A 20,084-nucleotide genomic window follows, 5' to 3' on the forward strand; every position below is an offset into this window, starting at 1 on the left:
GGTCATCGGCGGTTCAGGTACGCCTGGAAGGCGCGGTGAAGCGCGTGGTTGGCGCTGCCGCCCAATGCCCTCTCCCATTCCCCCAACGTCTCGACGACCTGCCCGCCGGTGCCGAGCTTCCACCGCAGCAGTCCGTACGTACGTTCCTCAGGATCGAGAGTGGAGGGTACCCCGCGCATGTCGTAGACGTCCGCGCCCAGCGCATGGGCGTCCAACAGCATCCGCCACTGCAGGGCGTTGGAGGGCCGGACCTCGCGGCGGTGGTCGGCGGAGGCGCCGGTCTGGTACCAGGCCCGGCGGCCCACAGTGATCATCGTGTGGGCGGCCAGGATCTCTCCCCGGTGCCGGGCGAGGTAGAGCTTCATCCGGCCCGGTTCCTCGGCGTTGAGCACCGCGTACTGACGCTCGTAGTACGCGAGGGAGCGGCCGAGCCGGAACCCGTCGCGTCGCTCGGTGATGCCCAACAGCCGGTAGAACTCCGGGAGTTCGGCCGCGCTGCCGACCACCACCTCCACGCCCTCCTTCCGGGCCCGGCGCACATTGCGTCGCCACTCCTGGTTGAGCCCGGACCACAGGTCCTCCGGGGTGCGTCCGGCGAGCGGCACCTGGAAGACGTGCCGGGGCTGTGCGTCCCCGTCCCCGCCGGTGCCGTTCGCTCCGGTGCCCTCACCGCCGCAGCGGCGCCAGCCCCGGGCCCGCAGCCGTTCGGCGACGGCGGTGCCGAGCGGGTCGACCTCACTGGCGAGTACGTCGCCGAGGCGTCGGCCGGGGCCGGCGAGCGGCTTGAGCAGGGCGGCGTCCCAGCGCCGGTAGGCGGGCGACGGGCCGATGCGTACGGCGAACGCGCCCGCGCGGCGCAGGTGTTCGAGGAGCGGACCGAGCCAGTCGTCGACGTCGGGGTCGTTCCAGTCGGCGACGGGCCCTTCGGGAAGGTAGGCGAAGTACTTGCGGGTGCCGGGGAACTGGCGCAGCAACACGAGGGCCACGCCGGTCAGTTGACCCGCCTCCGGATCCGGCCCCCAGCCGAGGAGTTGGGCGCGCCAGCCCTCCTTGACGTCGGCCCAGGAGGGGCACTGGAGGAAACCGGCGCCGAGGGCGGCGCCGGCGGGGGACGCGAGGAAGGCGCGGTAGGTCTCCGCGGTGATGGTTCGCAGGGCCATGCCCGGGTTCCGTGGCTGGGGCACGCGGCTGGGCGGCACGAGCAGCGCTGACACAGTCCGTTCCTCTCCTTCTCCCCGGGCCTTCTCGCGGACCATTTCGCGGGCCTTTTTGCGGGGTCGCAAAGGATGCTCACAGCGGACCATGACCGCTCCGTCCGGTGAATGTGACCGGACCATGACCGTTCCTCACCAGTCGCCGTCACATTGCTCCACAGCGGCTGACCTCGGGTTTTCCGGCTCTACAGTCACGATATCGCCGACTCTGGCCCACCTCGTTCTCGCCCTTCCCGGAGGTTCCGTTGTCCCGGTTGCCCCGCACCCGCGTACTCGCCCATGCCCGTGTCCGGGCCGCCGTCGTGGCCGCCGCCACGGCCGCCCTGCTGGCACCGCTCGCCGCCTGCACGTCGAGCGGCTCCGCCGACAGTCCGGGCGCCGGGGCGGACAACAAGGTGAAGCCGGGCGCCGACGACCGCCCGGTCGAGGTCACCGTCACGCCCAAGGGAGAGCGGGTCCCGGCGGGCGAGCCCGTGCGGGTCACGGCCGCGGGCGGCAGGCTCACCTCGGTGACCGTCACCGACGGCAAGGGCCACAAGCTCGCCGGGAAGGCCGCCTCCGACGGCCGGTCATGGGTCTCCGACCGCAAGGCCGCACCCGGCGCGGCCTACACGGTGACGGCGGCGACCAAGTCCGAGGGCGGAACCGCCAGGAGTACCAAGGCCACCTTCACCACGGCCGAGGCGGACAAGGTCAACAAGGTCGACTGGCGACCGGGCACCGCCTCCACCGTCGGCGTCGCCCAGCCGGTCTCCCTGGTCTTCGACAACCCGGTCAAGAACAAGGCCGAGGTCGAGAAGCAGCTCAGGATCACCACCTCGAACGACACCGAGGGCTCCTGGGGCTGGCTGACCGACTGGTCGGGCCGGGACCGGGTGGACTGGCGGCCCAAGGAGTACTGGAAGCCGGGCACCGAGGTCACGCTCGACGCCGACCTGAACGGCACCGACTCGGGCACGGCCGGCGGCTGGTTCGTACGCGACTACTCGACCACCTTCACCATCGGCGCCCGGCAGATCGCCAAGGTCGACCTCGACAACCACCAACTCACGCTCGTACGCGACGGCAAGACCGTCCGGCGCATACCGGTCTCCGGCGGCACGCCCGGCGGTGACAAGCGCTCCTGGCGCGGGACCGCCGTGCTCATGGCCAAGGAGGGCACGATCAACATGAACTCCGAGACCGTGGGCCTGGGCAACGCCTACGACAAGATGGTCAAGCACTCGATGCGGCTGACCTGGTCGGGCATGTACGCGCACGCCGCCCCGTGGAACGCCCGCTACTTCGGCAACTCCAACCAGAGTTCCGGGTGCATAGGGATGAGCGACGCGAACGCGGCCTGGTTCTACGGGCAGGTGCGGGCCGGCGACCCGTTCGAGATCACCGGCAAGGACACCAAGGGCGTGGTCGCACCCGGCAACGGCTTCGGCGCGTGGAACCTCTCGTGGAGCGAGTGGCAGGAGAAGAGCGCGCTGCGCTGAGGGGGGCGGGGGGCCGGGTGCCGGGTGCCGGAAGTCTTCCAACCGGCCCCCGACCACCCGGGGTTACTTCTCCCCGGGGTTAGTTCTTCCCGGGGGTACCTCTTCCCGCAGTTACTTCTTGACGTCCTTCACCGACGTCGGCCCCAACTGCTTGGCGCTGGCGTACTCCGGCATCGTCATGGGCTTGTCGAACAGGAAGAACGACTGGTTCGTGCCGACCGTGAACTCCATGTACGCGCCCGTCGTGGCGTCGAAGCCGTAGTACGCGTTGCAGGTGGACCCCGTCGTGTACGTGCCGTCCATGCCGGGCTGCGCGAGGACCGCGACGCCGCTGTCGGAGTGCTCCACCTTCTCCGTCGGGGTGAGCATCTTGCAGCGCGGCACGGGCAGGCCCTTCATGATGAAGTACCCGTACTCACCCTTGGCGTTCTGGATGTAGACGTACGAGAGTTTGCCCCGCTTCCCCCATGTCTTGACCCACTGGTTGATCGCCTCGCGGGTCGGCGAGTACTCCATGCGGCCCGCGGGCTGCTGGGCCACCAGGTGGTCGTAGCCCTTCTGCTTGGCCTTGTTCTCCTTGTCCTGGCTGGAGTCGGTGCAGGACGTCAGGGCGAGGCCCACGACGAGTGCGACGACGGGGGCCAGGGCCGTGCGTGCGAACTTCTTCATGAGGTGCTGCCCTCTTTCCCGGGATGAGACGGGGATCAGTTGGTGCACGTCGTGCGCTCGGCTTCGACACTCAGCCGGTACGGCAGGTCCTTGTCACGGAAGGGCGCGCGGTGCTCCTGGGCGGCCTTCGAGTTGTATTCGTTGACCGACTCGATCCGCGTGGCCTTCAGCGCGGTGACCGACTGGTCGATCTGCGTCGTGCGGGTCTCCGAAGCGGCCTTCCGCTCCTCCTGGAGCACCTGGATGGTCCCTTCGGCGTTCTGTACGGCCTCGCACAGATCGAAGAACTCCTCGTAGGTGGTCTGCCGGAACTCGCCCGAGCCGACCGTGTTGTTGCGCTCGTCCGCCTCACCGCGGAACGGGGCGGTGATCCACCCCGCGCCGCCGAAGGCGAACACCCCGATCACGTAGACCACCGCCAGGCCGATGACTCCGACGACGGCCCAAGCCCCTAACCGTGCTCCCTCACGCACTTGCCCCATGGCCAGCCCCCTCAACAGGTGGATCCGCGGCATGGAACCACCCTCCGCGGAGGAGGACACGGCACCTGGTGAAACGGTTCCGCCGGCCCGGTTGTCCGGGAACCACTCCGGGATTGTCCTTGATCGGTAACGGGCGGATCCGATCGCCGCCGCGCCTCGTCCTTCTTGGTGGTCGCGCGTCGGCCGGGGAATTCGGCGAGTAACTGCGGGAAAGCGGGGCGGACATGGCACGACACGGCGGCGGGCGGGGCTGGTACGGCAAGGTGCTCGGCGCGGCGCTCGGGGTGGCGCTGGCCGCCGGGGGTGCGTCGGCGTGGTCCGCGCAGGCCGGTTCCGTGGGCACCTCGTCGCCGAACGCGTCCTCGTCGGCCAAGCCGGGCAGTGACGCCAAGCCGGTCGCGGTGACCATCGCGCACGCCTCGGACAAGGGGGCACGCGGCGTCAACATCACCATCGACGACGGCCCCGACCCCGTGTGGACGCCCCAAGTCCTCGACGTACTGCGGGAGTACGGGGTGAAGGCCACGTTCTGCATGGTGGGGACGCAGGCGCAGGCCCACCCGGACCTCGTAAAGAAGGTCGTCGCGGCCGGGCACCGGCTGTGCGACCACTCGGTGTCGCACGACACGACCATGGACAAGAACTCCAAGGCCTACCAGTCGAAGCAGATCCTCGACGCCGAACGCATGATCACCAAGGCGTCCGGGGGCGTACGCCCGATGTACTACCGGGCGCCCGGCGGGGCCTTCACCCCGTACAGCCGCAAGCTCGCCGCCTCGCGCGGCATGCGTCCGCTGGGCTGGAACGTGGACAGCAAGGACTTCGAGCGGCCGGGCACGGACGCGATCGTCGCCACCGTCGAGCGCGAGGTGCCGAACGGGCCGACGCTCCTCTTCCACGACGCGGGCGGCGACCGCTCCCAGACCGTCGAGGCCCTGGACCGGATCCTCCCCCGGCTCAAGGAGCAGGGGTACTCCTTCGGCTTCCCGGTGTGCTGACGTCTCGTGGCGTTCGGTCGGCGGCCCTGACGAACTCGGGCGTCCAGGGGGTCGCGGGCGTCCGGGCTCCAGAGGTCCGGCGCCCTACGCCGCGATGACCGCGACGCCCGTCCTGCCCCCGTCGACGTCGACCACGGTTCCGTGCACGAAGGCCGCTTCGTCGCCGGCCAGCCAGACCACGGCATGCGCGATGGCGTCCGGCGTGCCGATGCCGCCGGCCGGGGTGCCCTTCATCATGATCTCGCCGGGGTGGGGCTCGCCGCCTTCCGGGGCCGGGGGCAGGATCACTCCCGGTGAGACGGCGTTCACGCGCACGCCCATGGGGCCGAACTCCGCGGCCCATGCCCGCGTGAGCGTCTCCATGGCGCCCTTGGTGGAGCTGTAGAGCGCGCCGACGGGAACGCCCAGGCGCGCGATCCACGAGCCGAGATTGATGATCGCCCCGCCACCGGACTCCGCCATGCCTGGGACGACGGCCGCGGTGAGGAAGAACGGCGCCTTCACGTTCACTCCGAAGACCCGGTCGAACGTCTTCTCGTCGGTGTCGACGGTTCCGGAGCCCGGGTAGATGCCGGCGTTGTTCACCAGGATGTCGATCCGCCCGCCCAAGGTCTCACGGGCCCGATCGGCCAGGCTCTGGGAGGCCTCCTTGCTGCCGTCGAGGTCCGCCACCAGGAAATCCGCCCGGCCGCCGGATGCGCGAATACCCTCGACGACCCGTGTCCCCCGTTCCCGGCTGCGCCCGGACACGATGACGTGGGCCCTCTCGGCGGCGAACGCTTCCGCGATCGCCTGCCCGATGTTGCTGGTCGACCCTGTGACCAGCGCCGTCTTGTTCCGCAGTCGTTCACCCATGACGTGATCTCCCTCTTCTCGCAGTGTGCGGACCACTGTGCGTCGCAGAAAATGGACCAGCAAGTCCAGAATGGACCTACATTGAGACGGCCGAGGAGAGGAGACCGAATGCCGCCCGCACCGACCGCGAAGGGCCGCGCCACACGGGCCCGCATCGTCGAGGGCGCGGCCGAGGTGCTGCGCGAGCAGGGTGTTGCCTTCGCGACGCTCGACGACATCCGTGCCCGTACCGGCACGAGCAAGAGCCAGCTGTTCCACTACTTCCCCGACGGCAAGGACGAACTGCTGCTGGCGGTGGCCCAGTTCGAGGCGGACCGCGTCCTGGAGGACCAGCAGCCGCACCTGGGACATCTGGACTCGTGGGAGTCCTGGCAGCGGTGGCGGGTCGCGGTGGTGGAACGCTACGAACGCCAGGGCGACCACTGCCCGTTGGGGTCGCTGTTCCTCCAGGTCGGACGATCGCGCCCGGGTGCCCGGGCGATCGTGACCGAGCTGATGCGCCAGTGGCAGGAGCAGCTCGCCCACGGCATGCGCGCCCTCCAGACGAAGGGCCTGGTGTCACCGGCCCTCGATGTGGACCGGTCGGCCGCTGCGCTGCTGGCGGGCATCCAGGGAGGCGTGGCCATCATGATGTCCACGGGCGACTCGGCTCACCTCAGGGCCGCGCTCGACACCGGCATCGAGCATCTCCGCGCGACGGCGGACGAGCCGGTGCGGACCTGACGGGGTACGGGTGCACCGCGTGTCGCATCCCAGCAGGTGAGACGCGCGCCAGGGCCGAGCGGTCCGTACGGCCGAGAACACGCACGTCCCGGCAGTGCGGAAGCAAGGCGCACACTTGCGGTGGAAGTTAGGTAAGCCTTACCGTACCCATTCGCACCACTCAGGGACCCGGCCGTCACGCCGGTCCGCCCGCGGCGAGCGCTTCACCGACGCAGCCTGGCCGTCCTCCCCCAGTGCATCAAGGGCCTGGGAGGTACCCCCAGCCGGAACCCGCTCAGAGGACCCGCACTTGAAGCGCCCCACCTTCGGTCTGTACGACCCTGCCCGCGAACACAGCGCCTGTGGCGTCGGCTTCATCACCCGCCTCGACGGGGCACCGAGCCACGACGTCATCCGCAAGGGCGACGAGGCGCTCCGTGCCATCCCGCACCGTGGCGGCACCTCCGCCGAGGGTGTCGGCGACGGCGGAGGCGTGAGCGTCGACCTGTCGGTGGAGTTCTTCGGCGCGATCACCGGCGAGGAACTGCGCGCCGGGCACTTCGGCGTCGCCAACTGCTTCGTACCGACCGACGCCGAGGCGACGAACGCAACCGACGTGACTTACGCGGCCCACGACGCCGGGCGGCGACGCGACGCCGCCGTCGAGCTCGTCGGCCGGAGCATCGCCGTCCAGGGCTTCGACGTACTGCTCGTACGGGACGTACCCGTGGACCACAGCGTCGCCCGGCCCGCCGCCGAGCGGCACCAACTGCCCATCGTGCAGTGGGTGTTCCGGGCCCCGGCGGACTGGACGCGTGCCGACGTCGACGCCGCCGCCAACCGCGCCCTGCTCGCCGTCGAAGCCGTCGCCTACGCCGACGACACGGACCGGTACGCCGGGCTGTACGTGTTGTCGCTGAGCGCGCGGACCCAGGTGCTCAAGGGACGGCTCAACTCCGGTGAGGTCATCGGGTACTTCCGCGACCTCGGCGACCCCCGGCACTCCGTGCGGTCGCTGTACTTCCACACCCGGTTCTCCACCAACACCGAGCCGCACCCGACCATGGCCCAGCCGTTCCGCCTCATGGCGCACAACGGCGAGCTGAACACCGACCGCAAGAACCGGCTGAGCGACGAGGCCCTCGCGCGGGCCCGCACCCGGAGCATCGTGCGCCCGCCCGGGCAGTCCGACTCCAGCCGCCTCGACCAGACCCTGCAGAGCCGGGTGTTCGACGACGGCCTGGACCTCGTCGAGGCCGTCGTGTCGCTCATGCCGCCCGCCTGGGAGAACGACCGGACGCTGCCCGACGCCGTCCGGGACATGCTGGAGTACTTCTCCCTCTACGAGGAGAAGAACGACGGCCCCGCCGCCGTCATCTTCAGCGACGGGGACGTCATCGGCGCCCGCCTCGACCGGCTCGGTCTGCGCCCGCTGCGTACCGTCGAGACCGCCGAGTACCTCATGGTGGCGTCGGAGGCCGGGCAGGTCGCCTTCCCCGACGAGGAGGTCGTGCACCGGGGACGTATCGAAGCCGGCGGCATGCTCGTCGTCGACCATCGAACCGGCCGCCGGATGCGTACGCGCGAGGTGCTCGACGCCCTTGCCGCGCGGCGGCCGTACTCCGAACTGCTCGACGCGGCCCGGGTGAACCTCGACGACCTGCCCGCCCCCGACTACTACCGCGGCACCACCACGCTCGGATACGACGGCGACCTGAGCCTCTCGGGCCGGTACGTGGCCTACGCGCTGAACCAGGAGAGCTTCCGGTTCATGCTCGACCCGATGCTCGCCAACGGGTCGGAGCGGATCTCCGCGATGGGGTACGGCAACGCCATCAACGCGCTCAGCGACACCGAGGGCGGCATGGCGAAGTACTTCTCGCAGCGCTTCGCGCAGGTGACCAACCCGCCGCTGGACAGCATCCGCGAGGCCGACGGCATGAGCATGCGGGTCGCCCTCGGACCCAAGCCGGACGGCACGGGGAGCGTCGGCGGGCGTCAACTCGTCGTCTCCTCACCCGTGTTGGGGCACCTCGACATGGTGCGGCTGCGCGACCAGCGGATCGTTCCGCTCGATCGGTTCGACATGCTCTACGACCCGGTGTCCGGGGACGAGACCGCGAACGCCGACGCGCTCCGGGCGGCCCTTGAGCGGCTCTGCGACGACGTCGAGCGGTTCGCCACGGAAGGGGGCGGCATCGCGGTCCTCACCGACCGGGGGATCTCCTCCACGCGCGCGCCGCTGCCGGTGATCCTCGCCGTCGCGGCGGCGAACCAGCGGCTCATCGAGACCGGGCTGCGGCTGCGCGTCTCGATCGTCGCGGAGAGCGGGCAGCTGCCGTCGTCGCACCACGTCGCCACCGCGCTCGGCTTCGGCGCCGCCGCCGTCTACAGCCTCAGCGCGCGGCTGCGGGCCGAGGAGAAGCACCCGAGCGCACCGGCGCCCGCGGGTGAAGTCACCGAGACCGACCGGGCGTTGGCGCGGTTCCGCAAGGCGGCCGAGAAGGCGCTCGCCAAGACCATGGGGCGGGTCGGGCTGTGCACCGCCGAGAGCTACATCGGCGGTGCCTTCTTCGAACCCAACTATCTCGACACCCGCGACGAAGTGTTCGCGCGGGCCTTCCCGCACATGGAGGCCCCGGTCGGCGGGGTCGGCTTCGCCCGTATCGCGCAGGCCGCGACCGAGTGGCACGAGCGGGCCCGTGCCGTGGAGACCGATCAGCAGATCCCGCTGCTCGGCCTGTTCAAGGAGCGGTCGGACGGCGCCGGGCACTCCTTCGGTGTCACGGCCGTACGCGGATTCGGCGACATGACCGAGGAGCGGCCGGAGTTCGGCCGACAGGACCGAAAGGGCGGGCAGGGCGCACAAGACAAGCCAGGCGGGCCGGGCGGGCAAGGCGGCGACTCGGACGCGCTCCGCCTCCTCACCCTCGGCCAGCTCGACGACGCGTTCGGCATCACCGACGCCGCGTACCGCAACACCGGGTACGACGCCCTCAGCGACGCCGAGATCGACGCGTTCCGGATCACCCCCGGGTACCGCGCCTTCCTGCGGACCACGCACGAGGAACGGTCGCGCCGGCCGGCCGCGCTGCGGGATGTGCTCGCGCTGCCCGCCGACGTCACCGGGCTGCGCACGCCGGAGGACTTCGCCCGTGAGCTGGGCCGGTTCTCCACGAGCGGCAACGCGAGCGTCACGGTCCGGGGCGTGGTCGCGACCGTCGTGGACCGGTCCCCGGGAACGGTGACTGTCCGGCTGAGCCTCGACGGTGACGCCGAACGCCACACCGCCCTCGCCGACGGCCTCGCGCTGGCGCACCCCGGCGAGGTCGAGACGGTCGCCGTGGGTGCCGACGGCATAGAGGTCACCGCCACCGGCACCGCCGCCCGCCTCCTCACCCTCCTCGACAGCGCCCCCGACAGCGTCCAACTCACCGACGTACAACCGGCCCACGAGATCACCCGGGCGCTCGCCTCCGGCGCGATGAGCCACGGCGCGCTCGTGGCGACCGCGCACGAGGCCGTCGCGCACGGCACGAACATGGTCGGCGCGATGTCGAACAGCGGCGAGGGCGGCGAGCACCACACCCGCTACGGGACCATCCGCGGCTCCCGGATCAAGCAGTTCGCGTCGGGACGGTTCGGCATCTGGGCGGGCTATCTCGCCGACCCGATGCTGGAGGAGCTGGAGATCAAGATCGGGCAGGGCGCGAAGCCCGGCGAGGGCGGCCAGCTGCCCGCGCCGAAGGTGACGGTCGACATCGCGGCGGCCCGCGGCGGCACTCCCGGCATCGAGCTCATCTCGCCTCCCCCGCACCACGACACGTACTCCATCGAGGACTTGGCCCAGCTCATCCACGACTGCAAGGCCGCACGGGTACGGGTGATCGTGAAGCTCGTGTCCTCGGAGGGCATCGGCACCATCGCGGTCGGTGTCGCCAAGGCCGGTGCGGATGTCATCAACGTGGCCGGGAACACCGGCGGTACGGGCGCCGCGGCCGTCACCAGCCTCAAGTACGCGGGCCGTTCGGCCGAGATCGGCGTGGCCGAGGTGCACCAGGCCCTCGTCGCGAACGGGCTCCGCCAGAAGGTCGTCCTGCGCTGCTCGGGCGCGCACCAGACCGGCGGCGACGTGGTGACGTCGGCACTGCTCGGCGGCGACAGCTTCGAGTTCGGGACGACCGCGCTCATGATGCTCGGCTGCGTCATGGCGAAGAACTGCAACGTGAAGTGCCCCGCCGGGCTCACCACCAACTCCGAGGCGTTCGAGGGCGATCCGCGCGCACTCGCCCAGTACCTCCTCAACATCGCGCACGACGTCCGGCAGATCCTCGCCCGGCTCGGCCTGCGGTCGCTGCGCGAGGCCCGGGGGCGTACGGATCTGCTGCAACTCCTCGACCACCCGGCGAGCGTGGGGCGCCTCGACGTCCGGCGCCTGCTGGCGGGCGTGCCCGAGAAGGTCGTCGAGGACCCGGAGTACCTGGAGAAGGACTTCACCACCGACGACGCCCTCATCGAGCGCGTCCGTGCGGCGCTCGTCGACCGGCGCGAGCCGTCCCTGCTTGTCGAGGGCATCCACCTCGGCAACAGCGACAAGTCGGTCGGCGGCCAGCTCGGCATCGACGTCGAGCGGCTGCTCAATCACGAGTTCAACGGCGTCGTTCCCGCGGTCACGACCGACGACCGCGGGCGCCGCCGTCTGGTCGACGACGCCGTACGGATCCGTACCACCGGGTCCGCCGGTCAGTCGTACGGCGTGTTCTGCAACGACGGCATCACCCTCGAACACACCGGCACCGCGAACGACGGCGTCGGCAAGAGCCAGAGCGGCGGCCGGATCGTGGTCCGCGCCCCGGGCGGCGGCAGCTCCGAGCGCGGCGGGAACGTGCTCGTCGGGAACTTCGCGCTGTTCGGCGCGACCGGCGGGCGGACGTTCGTGCAGGGGGAGGCCGGTGACCGGTTCGCCGTGCGCAACTCCGGCGCGACGGCGGTCGTCGAAGGGCTCGGTGACTTCGGCTGCGAGTACATGACCGGCGGCACGGTCCTCAACCTCGGCGGCTTCGGCAAGGGCCTCGGCAACGGTATGAGCGGCGGGTTCGTCTACCAGTACGACCCCTCGGGCGAGTTGGCCGGCCGGGTGAGCGCGGACTCGCTGCTCGTGTTCCCGGTGACCGACACCGCGCACGGCGACTTCCACGAGTCGGCCGTACGACTGCTGCTGACCTGGCATGTGGAGGCCACCAACTCCCCACTTGCAGCAAGACTGTTGGAGGACTGGGAGAGCGAACGGCGGCACGTGTACTGCGGGATGCCCCGCGCACTGCTCCTCTACCAGGACGCCGGAGAGATCCTCGCCGCGGCCACCCGTGGTGAGCTGTTGGACGAGCTGGCGACCTCGATCGCGACGGACAAGCTCCGCGCGTTCAAGGTGGACTACCGCGACCGCCGAACCGTGCTCGGCGGCCGGGCCCCGGCGTTCGGCGACCAGGGCAGCGACGACATGTTCTCGCTGCTGTCGTCGTACACGGTGCTCGGCGTGGCACAGGACCTGGCGGTGCAACGGGTGCCGGGCGCCACCGGCCCGGACGATCCCCGAGTCTCCGAGGCCGTCCGCAACCTCGTTCTCACCGAGGACTTCTTCGTCAAGCAGCGGGTGGTGAAGTACCTGCGCGGCACGCTGGAGCGGTTCGACGACGGCGAGTTGGCGACCCTCATCGCGAGCAAGCGCCTCGACGACTACAAGCGGGCGCTGAAGCAGCGCAACAACCTCAGCGTGGACGCCCCCGGCACGTACGGCTGGATCGTCCACCAGACCACGAAGAACGCCGGCCGCGTACGCGCCGCCCGCTTCGACGAGTTGCTCGCGACGGCGGCCCTCGAAGACATCGCCACGCGCCGCGCCCCGCAGGCCCCGACCGAGACGGTGACCACGTGACGCTCTTGCCCCCGACCGGGTCCCTGATCCCGGCCGACGCGCCGTTCTCCGCCGAACAGGAGGCCTGGCTCGCCGGTTTCATCGCCGGTGTCGCGGCTGCCGGGCGCCGGGAGGGTGGGGCGGGTGACGCGCCCGCCGTGACGATCGACGTGCTGTTCGGCACGCAGACCGGGAACTCCGAGTTCGTGGCGGGTGAGTTGGCCGCCGGGGCCCGGGCCCGCGGCCTCGGCGGAAAGGCCACCGCGCTCGACGACATCACACCCGAGCAACTCGCTGCCATGTCCCATGTGTTGGTCGTCACCTCGACGTACGGCGAGGGCGAACTGCCCGACAACGCAGGGCTGTTCTGGGAGGCACTCCAGGCCGAGACGGCGCCGAGGCTGGAGGGTCTGCGCTACGCGGTCCTCGGGCTCGGCGACCGCGGCTACGACGACTTCTGCCAGGCGGCGAAGCTCATCGACACCCGCCTTGAACAGCTCGGCGCGGGTCGGCTCCACGAACGCGTCGACTGTGACGTCGACTTCGAGGACCCGGCGGCGGAGTGGACGACGGTGGTGCTGGAGCGGCTGGTGGCGGAGACCGGCGCGACCGGCGGTACGGGTGCGGCCCCGAGCCGGGCGCCCCGCTCCCCCTGGAACAAGCGCACCCCGTACCGTTCCCGGCTCGCGGTGAACAGGCTGCTGTCCTCTCCCCGCAGCGCGAAGGAGATCCGCCACTACGAGTTCGACCTCGGCGACAGCGGCATCACGTACGAGGCGGGGGACGCGCTGGCCGTCGTACCGCTGAATGACGACGGGCTGGTCGGAGCGCTCCTGGAGCACCTGGGCGCGAGCGGCGACGAGGAGGCGGCCGCGTTGCTGCGCGCGGAGCGCGAAATCCGCACCCCCTCCAAGGAGTTGATCGCGGAGCTCGTCGAACGGGCGCCGTCGAGCGAACTGGCGGCGGTCGTCGCACACGGCGACCGCTCCGATCTCGACTCCTGGCTCTGGGGCCGGGACGTACTGGACCTGCTCCGGGACGCGGGCCCCGCCGCCGCACCGACCCTGCCCGAACTGCTCCCCCTCCTGAGGCCGTTGCAGGCACGCCAGTACTCGATCTCGTCGAGCCCGCTCGCCCACCCGGACCGTATCCACCTCACGGTCGCGTCCGTCCGGTACGGCTCCGGGAAGCGGTCGTACGAGGGTGTCGCGTCGACGTACCTCGCGGACCGGGTCGGCGAGGACGCGGCCGTCGGGGTGTTCGTGCAGCCGAACGCCTCCTTCGGCGTCCCGGTGGACGACGACGCCCCGATGGTCATGATCGGCCCCGGCACGGGCATCGCCCCGTTCCGCGGCTTCCTGCACGAGCGTGCCGCACGGGGCGCCACCGGCCGCAACTGGCTGTTCTTCGGAGACCGGCACCGCGAGAGCGACTTCGTGTACGAGGACGAGCTGGCCGAGTTGCGGGGGCAGGGCGTACTCACCGAACTGGACCTCGCGTTCTCGCGCGACCAGGCCGAGAAGGTGTACGTGCAGACGCGGATGCGGGAGCGGTCGCGCGAGCTGTACGGGTGGCTGGAGGAGGGCGCGCACGTCTACGTCTGCGGCGACGCCTCCCGGATGGCGAAGGACGTCGAGGCGGCCCTGCTGGGCGTCATCGCCGAGCAGCGCGGACGCGGGGACGACGACGCGGCGGAGTACCTGGCGGATCTGCGCCGGGCCAAGCGCTACGTACGGGACGTGTACTGAGCATGGCGAACCACGACAGCTGGTGTTCGTTCGAGGGCTGCTGCGGCAGGCGCGACGGCACCGCACGGCTGATCGACGCGCGGATGCCGGAGCTGGCGCGTTGCCTGACTCTCTTCCAGTACGTCCAGGCGGTCACGGGAGGTCCGGTCGCCCGGATCGACCAGGCCGGCAGCTACGCGGTCCCGAGCCTGCGCGGCGAGGCGTTCGCCGTACGGCCGGGCTCGATCGCGCTGCGCATCGACGGTGCCGGGGTGGATACGGCGGTCGTCGCGCGGGACGAGGACACCGGCTCGGTCGCCCTGCGTCTGCTGGACGCGGAGGGCCGGACCGTGCACCAGGGGCGGCTGCTGTCCGAGGGGGACCGGCTGCTGTCCGGGCTCGCGAGCACGGTCGACGCGGGGGCGTCGGCCGCCGGGCCGCCCGTGGTTCCCGATGTACCGGAGTGGGAGAACGGCGATCAACTGGCCCAGCTGGACGCGGTGTTGGCGGACGGCGGGGCGGCCCGGCGCGAGGCGTTCCACCGCTACCGCGGCGAGCACCGGCCGATCGAGGTCGACGTCGTCCCCGCCGTCCTCGACCACGTCTGCTCCGTCGGACTGCCGATCGGCGTCGCGGTGTTCGCCCCGGCGGCCATGCAGGCGTGCGGCGGCCGTGTGCACGTCACCGACCGGACCGTCGGCGGGCGGGTGTTCGCGGCGGTCGCGGAGAGCTCGGTGGAGATCGACCTCGCGGGCGTACGGGCCTGCCACCTCGTCCGCTCCACGGCGGCCCATGGCCCGACGTCGGCGCTCGAACTCGACGACGAGGACGGGCGGTGCGTCGCGGTCATCACGCAGTTCGGGATGGTCGGGGAGGACGTGCACGAGGCGTGGGAGCATCTGGCGGCGTCGCTGCCTGATGCGTAGTCCTTCGTTTGTCGCCCGTCGCAGCATCGGCCCGGGACGCTCATCGGCCCGGGACGCTCATCGGCCGGGGCGGTCGCAGGCCATCCACTGTCCCCGCATCTCAACTTCACGTCCTGGCACGTGAGTTCGGTGCTGCGACATGGGTACTGTGAAACACGCGGAACGATCGGCTGCTACACCGGACAGCGGGACCGGAGAGCGGACGAGGGTACTGCGGAGCTGCCAGGCGGTTTGCTCAGGGCGGGGCCCTCGGGGTGAGGGGAGCCTTTGGTGCTTCAAGGTGCACGGGGCGGCACGTTGCGTACGGGTGCGGTCGACGTCGCGCGGATCGGTGGACTGTGGCGGGTCACGCGGCCCTGGCATCCGGGGTTGCGGCCGTTCCTGCGCAGTTATGTCGGCTACTGGGAAGCGATGACGTCGCCGTACGAGGCACGGTTGGTGCCGACCGGTCGTGCGACCCTGTTGATCAGCCTTGCGGAGCCGTTTACCCAGGTCAGACGGTTGGGCGTACCGGGCGGGGACAGCGGGCGCATCGGGTCGCTGGTGGTGGGGATGGAAGACCGGCCGGCGATCTGTGTGCATCCCGGGGGCCAGGAGGCGATCCGGGTCGAGTTCACACCGCTGGGCGCCTACCGGCTGTTCGGCATGCCGATGAGCGAGTTGACGAACCTGGCGATCGAGATCCGGGACGTGCTGGGGCCCGAGGCCCGGGTGCTGGTGGAACGGCTGGCGTCCACCCCGGACTGGGCGGCCAGGTTCGACCTGCTGGACGAGGCGTTGCTGGACCGGCTCGGGTTCGGCCCGGAGCCCTCGCCCGAGGTGGGCCATGCCTGGCGGCTGCTCTCGGGCAGCGCGGGGGCGATCCCGATCGCCCGTATAGCGGCGGAAGTGGGCTGGAGCCAGGGGTACTTGGTCCGCAGGTTCACCCAGCAGATCGGGCTGGCACCGAAGGCGTCCGCCCGGGTGCTGCGTTTCCGCCACGCCGTCGCGATGCTCAACCGCGGGACCGCGAGCCTCACCGAGATCTCAACGGCCTGCGGCTTCTACGACCAGGCCCACCTCAACCGCGAGTTCCGCGCCATCGCCGGCACCACCCCCGGCCAGATGGTGGCCGCCCGCCGGGTGGAAGGAGCCCTCGCCCTCTCCAAGAGGTCAAATTCGTCCAAGACCCGCCCGACCACCGCCCGATAACGTCCCGGTTCGTACAACCGATGGCCGGTCGGATGGCACGGGGGACTGTCCGGCCGGCCGCGTCGGCGTGTGGCCGCGCCGCTGCGTGCGGGGACGCCGCGTAACGGTGCGTCGTCGCGTCGTCCGGATCCCGCTGATCCGGGCGAATGGCCGAGGCGCGGCCGGCGGGCTTCTGCGTGAATCGAGGTGCGGGAGGACGGATTCCTCAGGGCTAGAGTGCAGCGATGATGACGCAGGCCTTCTCGTGGGCCCAGGAGGCCAAGCGGTGACTCGACAGGTCAGCCTGGTGGATCTGCCGGTGGCTTTCGCGCGGCCCCTCCGGTTGTTCACGTACATCATCGGACACAGTCAGCTGTTGCTCAGAGGACAGCAGGACAGCGATCAAGGCCACTCGACAACGCTGGAAGTGCTTTTCAAGGACGTAAGTGCCCTGTCGGTCCGCGACCACTACCCCTCACTGACCATCCGCGCAGCATCCAGCGAGGAAGAAGAGGAACTGCGCGGAGCGGTACCCGGCCCCTGGTACGACGCGCGGGCCTTCGTCCTGGGCGAGCGGTTGTTGGGCGGTTTCGTAGTCGCCGGCACCGTGTTCTGGGGCGAGTCCTCTGCTCCGGAGACGTACAGCAGCTTCCTCGTCCCTGAGTACGACCTGCCGCGATTCGATCCGGACCAGCCGTTCCCGCCCGAGCCCCAGACGATCTACACCCCCTACCCTCAACGCCGGAAGCCATGACAGGCAGTTGTACGCCGCGGTGCCGGGGGCAGGCCGCCGCCACCATCGACCGATGAACGGCGGCCCCGGAAGCACATGAGCTTCCCAGGCTGAGGTCCCACTGGGGCACAAAATTGGCAGTGGCGTACGTCGGCGTGGCCGCTAGCATCGGCCCATGACGTCACATCAGGCGGATGCCGCGTAGGTCCCCGCGCGAGGTGAGGGCCGCTGTGCCCGGTGGGCAGAGCGATGGTGCGGTGAGCACGCTGCTCATCAGCGCGTGTCCTGGGCCGCCGGCGTGTACTGCCGTTCACACGTACCTCTTCGTCGACGGCCTCGACGTGATCACTCGCAGCGACAGCAGAATGGCCGGCCTCGATCCGAGGCGACTGCTCCGCCCGGGCGGACCGCTCTATCCGACGGACATGCCGTGCACAGTGGATGTGGCAACCCAGGAGCATCCCGAGCCAGGTCCGGACAGGCTGACCATCCTGGTCCGGCTCCGGGGCGAGACGGTCACCTGGTCGGACCTGATGTACCCGGGCCCCGATGACAGGCCCATCGAGGAGGTTCGCTTCCGTCTGAAGCAGTACCTGGGCGAAGTCGAACGAGCATTCGCGGCGTTGAAGGACGGCCCGTAACGGCTGGACCGCAACGCCCGTCTCAGTGACCAAGGGGTGTCATGGGAAACAGAGAGACAGAACAGGCTGCGATCACACATGTGATGGCCCTGGAACGAGCCGCCGGCCGCGCCCCGAAGGATGTCCACGCCTCGGGGCTCCCGTACGACATCGACAGTTCGCCTCGCATGATCGAGGTCAAGGCATTCAGCCGCTCGGCGCGCAGCGAACCGCTGCCGCTGGAAGACCGGCAAGTGACTGCTGCCAAGGAGAACCCCGAGCGCTACTACGTCTACGTGGTCGACAACCTCGCGGGCCTTGATGGGGCGGAGGTCGGCGTGCGCATCCTGCACGGAGAGACGCTGCTGACGATGATCAAGCGCAGCCGGCCTCAAATCACGTACTGGCCCACTTTCAAGGCCGCCGAGTACGACCAAGCCGAGCGCCTGGGCTGAAGTCTGCGGTACGGCGACCGCTGGAACCATCTCCACGGCAAGCACACCTGACACGTAACGCATCCGGATCGGCACTAAGAGTTGCCCCCGCCCCGCACGACCCCTTCGGTGGCGGGTCCCGTCATGGAAGAGGAGGCTGGATGGAGGGGTGCGTGCGTGCGTGATGGAGAGGCGGCCGGCCCCATGGCTGAGACGAGTACAGATCACAAGGCTCATACGCCGTTCTTCTCGCGGCCAGGCGTGCGGCGTCTCGTGCCGTTCGTTCTGATCAGTGCGATCGCGCTGGTGTTCATCTTCGAGAACCGTCAGAGCGTCGAGATCCGCCTTCTCGTCCCGGAGGTGACCATGCCGCTCTGGGGTGCCCTCCTGATCGCCTGGGGTCTCGGGATGCTTGCCTGTGCCTTCACTCTGCGTCGACGCCGGAACCGGCACTCACGACGGACGCGGTGAGGGCTGCGGCTGCTTCGATGGCTCCTTTGCGGTGCTGAGCGCGCCTATGCGCCGTAGCCATGACCTGACCTCGGCTTCGGCCCCCAGGACCTCCTCGCCGCGCACCGCCAGGCCCTCACCGATGGTCGCGCCCCGGCAGGAGGCCGCGTAGTCGCGCTCGGTGGTGCCCAGGCCGCTCATCGCATGGGTGGTGAACGGGAAGACCGTCTTGCCGCGGAAGTCGAGCCGCTCCGTGAAGGTCGACATGATCATGGGGGCTCGGACGTTCCAGATCGGGCTGCCCAGCAGGATCGTGTCGTAACGGGCCATCGAGGGGAGGGCGTTGGCGATGGGCGGTCGGGCGTCGTCCTGCTGTTCACGGGTGTTGCGGGCGACCGTTTCGTCGTAGTCCTCGGGGTAGGGGGCGGCTGCTTCGATGCGGTGTACGTCGCACTCGACGCGGGCGCCGATCATCCCTGCGAGCACTTCGGTGTTGCCGATGTCGAGAGTGGTGCGGCCGCCGTAGGAGTAGTTCTCGCCCGGTCGGGAGAAGTACGCGAGAAGGATCCGGGCCCCCGGCGGAGTGCTCGTGGCGGCAGGCTTCGACGCCGAACACGCGGTGAGTTGTACGCCTGTCATGGCGGTGGCTCCTCCCAGGAGTACGGCCCGAAGCAGCGCACGCCGACCCGCCCCGCTCCCGACCGCCATCGGTCGGCCCATCAGTCGGTGTCACGGCGAAAGCCCGCGAACCGGGTCACGACCTCCGGGTCCCGGTGGTCGAAGAACAGTGAGCTGCCCGTGTCCAGGGTGGCGACGGCCGACATCTGGTCTTCGGTGAGTTCGAAGTCGAAGATGTCGATGTTCTCCGTCATCCGGTCCGCGCGGACCGACTTGGGGATCGCGACGACGTCACGCTGGGTCAGCCAGCGGAGCACGACCTGTGCCACGGACTTGCCGTGCTTCTCGGCGATCTCGCTGAGGAGCGGGTTGGTGAAGAGGTTGCCGCGGCCTTCGGCGAACCCGCCCCACGACTGGAGCTGGACGCCGTGCTCGCGCATGACCTCCTGGTCGGCGGTGCGCTGGAAGAACGGGTGGGTCTCGATCTGGTTGACCGCGGGGGTGACCTCGTTGAAGGAGGCGAGGTCGACGAGCCGGTCGGGGTGGAAGTTGGCCACGCCGATGGCCCTGATCGCGCCTTCGCGGTGCAGCCGCTCCATGGCGCGCCAGGAGCCGTAGACGTCGTTGAAGGGCTGGTGGATCAGGTACAGGTCCAGGTGGTCGAGGCCCAGCTTGCGCAGCGACGTGTCGAAGGCGCGCTTCGTCTTCTCCTCGCCCGCGTCCTGCAGCCACAGCTTGGTCGTGACGAAGAGTTCGTCGCGCGGGATGCCGGCCGCCTTGATCGCCCGGCCCACGGCCTCCTCGTTGCCGTACGCCGCGGCCGTGTCCAGCAGCCGGTAGCCGGCGGCCAGGGCGTCGGTCACGGCCCGTTCCGTCTGCTCCGGCGGGATCTGGTAGACGCCGAACCCGAGGATCGGCATCTCGACGCCGTTGTTGAGGGTGACGTGCCGCATGGGATTTCCTCTCGCAGGTGATTCGCACGTGATTCACACGGGATTCGCACGTGACTGGAATCCAGCCTCGCCTCTGTCCGTCCGCCGTGGCAGGCCGAGAGGCGCCGGGGAGTGGTGTTCGGGGGTATGACAGGGCCT

At 70.2% G+C, this 20,084-nt stretch carries 17 protein-coding genes; 11 read left to right on the top strand and 6 right to left on the bottom strand.

Annotated elements, in window-relative coordinates; genetic code table 11:
- Positions 1–2: 2 nt before the first annotated feature.
- Positions 3–1,214, bottom strand: a complete 1,212-nt coding sequence (locus ACN20J_RS23780) for a lipid II:glycine glycyltransferase FemX (RefSeq protein WP_419666727.1) — start codon at positions 1,212–1,214, stop codon at positions 3–5.
- Positions 1,215–1,468: 254 nt separating this feature from the next.
- Here ACN20J_RS23780 and ACN20J_RS23785 point away from each other — a divergent pair, with 254 nt between their 5' ends.
- Entirely contained in the window at positions 1,469–2,695 is a 1,227-nt protein-coding gene (locus ACN20J_RS23785) for a L,D-transpeptidase (protein ID WP_419668939.1), read from the top strand.
- 111 nt (positions 2,696–2,806) lie between these two features.
- Here the strand turns inward: ACN20J_RS23785 and ACN20J_RS23790 are convergent, their stop codons facing one another.
- Both ACN20J_RS23790 and ACN20J_RS23795 read right to left on the bottom strand, forming a co-directional pair.
- A complete protein-coding gene (locus ACN20J_RS23790) occupies positions 2,807–3,364 on the bottom strand; it encodes a hypothetical protein (RefSeq protein WP_189844002.1) in 558 nt (185 codons plus the stop codon).
- A 35-nt stretch (positions 3,365–3,399) separates the two neighbouring features.
- Positions 3,400–3,879 carry a hypothetical protein gene (locus ACN20J_RS23795; RefSeq protein WP_419666728.1) on the bottom strand — a complete coding sequence of 160 codons (480 nt, stop codon included), beginning with the start codon at positions 3,877–3,879 and terminating at the stop codon, positions 3,400–3,402.
- Between the two features lie 191 nt (positions 3,880–4,070).
- Here ACN20J_RS23795 and ACN20J_RS23800 point away from each other — a divergent pair, with 191 nt between their 5' ends.
- The gene (locus tag ACN20J_RS23800) at positions 4,071–4,844 is read left to right on the top strand and encodes a polysaccharide deacetylase family protein (protein WP_419666729.1); all 774 of its coding nucleotides are present in this window, start codon (positions 4,071–4,073) and stop codon (positions 4,842–4,844) included.
- A gap of 84 nt (positions 4,845–4,928) precedes the next feature.
- Here ACN20J_RS23800 and ACN20J_RS23805 read toward each other — a convergent pair whose 3' ends face one another.
- Positions 4,929–5,699 carry an SDR family NAD(P)-dependent oxidoreductase gene (locus ACN20J_RS23805; protein WP_419666730.1) on the bottom strand — a complete coding sequence of 257 codons (771 nt, stop codon included), beginning with the start codon at positions 5,697–5,699 and terminating at the stop codon, positions 4,929–4,931.
- Between the two features lie 108 nt (positions 5,700–5,807).
- Here ACN20J_RS23805 and ACN20J_RS23810 point away from each other — a divergent pair, with 108 nt between their 5' ends.
- The 9 genes from ACN20J_RS23810 (at position 5,808) to ACN20J_RS23850 (ending at position 18,396) form a co-directional block, all read left to right on the top strand.
- Entirely contained in the window at positions 5,808–6,422 is a 615-nt protein-coding gene (locus tag ACN20J_RS23810) for a TetR/AcrR family transcriptional regulator (protein ID WP_419666731.1), read from the top strand.
- A 289-nt stretch (positions 6,423–6,711) separates the two neighbouring features.
- The gene (locus ACN20J_RS23815; RefSeq protein WP_419666732.1) at positions 6,712–12,336 is read left to right on the top strand and encodes a glutamate synthase-related protein; all 5,625 of its coding nucleotides are present in this window, start codon (positions 6,712–6,714) and stop codon (positions 12,334–12,336) included.
- Positions 12,333–14,063: a diflavin oxidoreductase gene (locus ACN20J_RS23820; RefSeq protein ID WP_419666733.1), complete on the top strand. Its 1,731-nt coding sequence runs from the start codon at positions 12,333–12,335 to the stop codon at positions 14,061–14,063. The genes ACN20J_RS23815 and ACN20J_RS23820 overlap by 4 nt, the downstream gene beginning before the upstream one ends.
- A 2-nt stretch (positions 14,064–14,065) precedes the next feature.
- On the top strand, positions 14,066–14,968 hold the full coding sequence (locus ACN20J_RS23825; protein WP_419666734.1) for a hypothetical protein: 903 nt from the start codon (positions 14,066–14,068) through the stop codon (positions 14,966–14,968).
- A gap of 270 nt (positions 14,969–15,238) precedes the next feature.
- Positions 15,239–16,159, top strand: a complete 921-nt coding sequence (locus ACN20J_RS23830; RefSeq protein ID WP_419666735.1) for a helix-turn-helix domain-containing protein — start codon at positions 15,239–15,241, stop codon at positions 16,157–16,159.
- 265 nt (positions 16,160–16,424) lie between these two features.
- A complete protein-coding gene (locus ACN20J_RS23835) occupies positions 16,425–16,892 on the top strand; it encodes a hypothetical protein (protein WP_419666736.1) in 468 nt (155 codons plus the stop codon).
- 236 nt (positions 16,893–17,128) lie between these two features.
- Positions 17,129–17,512 (top strand): hypothetical protein, encoded by a 384-nt coding sequence (locus ACN20J_RS23840; RefSeq protein WP_419666737.1) that lies wholly within the window; start codon positions 17,129–17,131, stop codon positions 17,510–17,512.
- Positions 17,513–17,553: 41 nt separating this feature from the next.
- A complete protein-coding gene (locus tag ACN20J_RS23845) occupies positions 17,554–17,946 on the top strand; it encodes a DUF3883 domain-containing protein (protein ID WP_419666738.1) in 393 nt (130 codons plus the stop codon).
- Between the two features lie 183 nt (positions 17,947–18,129).
- On the top strand, positions 18,130–18,396 hold the full coding sequence (locus ACN20J_RS23850) for a hypothetical protein (protein ID WP_189843992.1): 267 nt from the start codon (positions 18,130–18,132) through the stop codon (positions 18,394–18,396).
- Here the strand turns inward: ACN20J_RS23850 and ACN20J_RS23855 are convergent.
- A complete protein-coding gene (locus ACN20J_RS23855) occupies positions 18,379–19,014 on the bottom strand; it encodes a flavodoxin (RefSeq protein WP_419666739.1) in 636 nt (211 codons plus the stop codon). The genes ACN20J_RS23850 and ACN20J_RS23855 overlap by 18 nt on opposite strands.
- Before the next feature lie 80 nt (positions 19,015–19,094).
- Complete coding sequence (locus tag ACN20J_RS23860) at positions 19,095–19,946, bottom strand: aldo/keto reductase (protein ID WP_419666740.1); 852 nt, start codon at positions 19,944–19,946, stop codon at positions 19,095–19,097.
- Between the last annotated feature and the right edge of the window lie 138 nt (positions 19,947–20,084).

The sequence above is a fragment of the Streptomyces sp. 2-1 genome (assembly GCF_048564895.1).
In the GTDB taxonomy this organism is placed as follows: Bacteria; Actinomycetota; Actinomycetes; order Streptomycetales; family Streptomycetaceae; genus Streptomyces; species Streptomyces phaeochromogenes.

Bases quoted from the DNA above. Each gene is read 5' to 3' on its own strand.
- ACN20J_RS23850 (WP_189843992.1), top strand. From the start codon at position 18,130: ATGGCTGAGACGAGTACAGATCACAAGGCTCATACGCCGTTCTTCTCG.
- ACN20J_RS23790 (WP_189844002.1), bottom strand. From the start codon at position 3,364: ATGAAGAAGTTCGCACGCACGGCCCTGGCCCCCGTCGTCGCACTCGTC.
- ACN20J_RS23800 (WP_419666729.1), top strand. From the start codon at position 4,071: ATGGCACGACACGGCGGCGGGCGGGGCTGGTACGGCAAGGTGCTCGGC.
- ACN20J_RS23860 (WP_419666740.1), bottom strand. From the start codon at position 19,946: ATGCGGCACGTCACCCTCAACAACGGCGTCGAGATGCCGATCCTCGGG.
- ACN20J_RS23855 (WP_419666739.1), bottom strand. From the start codon at position 19,014: ATGACAGGCGTACAACTCACCGCGTGTTCGGCGTCGAAGCCTGCCGCC.
- ACN20J_RS23825 (WP_419666734.1), top strand. From the start codon at position 14,066: ATGGCGAACCACGACAGCTGGTGTTCGTTCGAGGGCTGCTGCGGCAGG.
- ACN20J_RS23810 (WP_419666731.1), top strand. From the start codon at position 5,808: ATGCCGCCCGCACCGACCGCGAAGGGCCGCGCCACACGGGCCCGCATC.
- ACN20J_RS23845 (WP_419666738.1), top strand. From the start codon at position 17,554: ATGGGAAACAGAGAGACAGAACAGGCTGCGATCACACATGTGATGGCC.
- ACN20J_RS23795 (WP_419666728.1), bottom strand. From the start codon at position 3,879: ATGCCGCGGATCCACCTGTTGAGGGGGCTGGCCATGGGGCAAGTGCGT.
- ACN20J_RS23805 (WP_419666730.1), bottom strand. From the start codon at position 5,699: ATGGGTGAACGACTGCGGAACAAGACGGCGCTGGTCACAGGGTCGACC.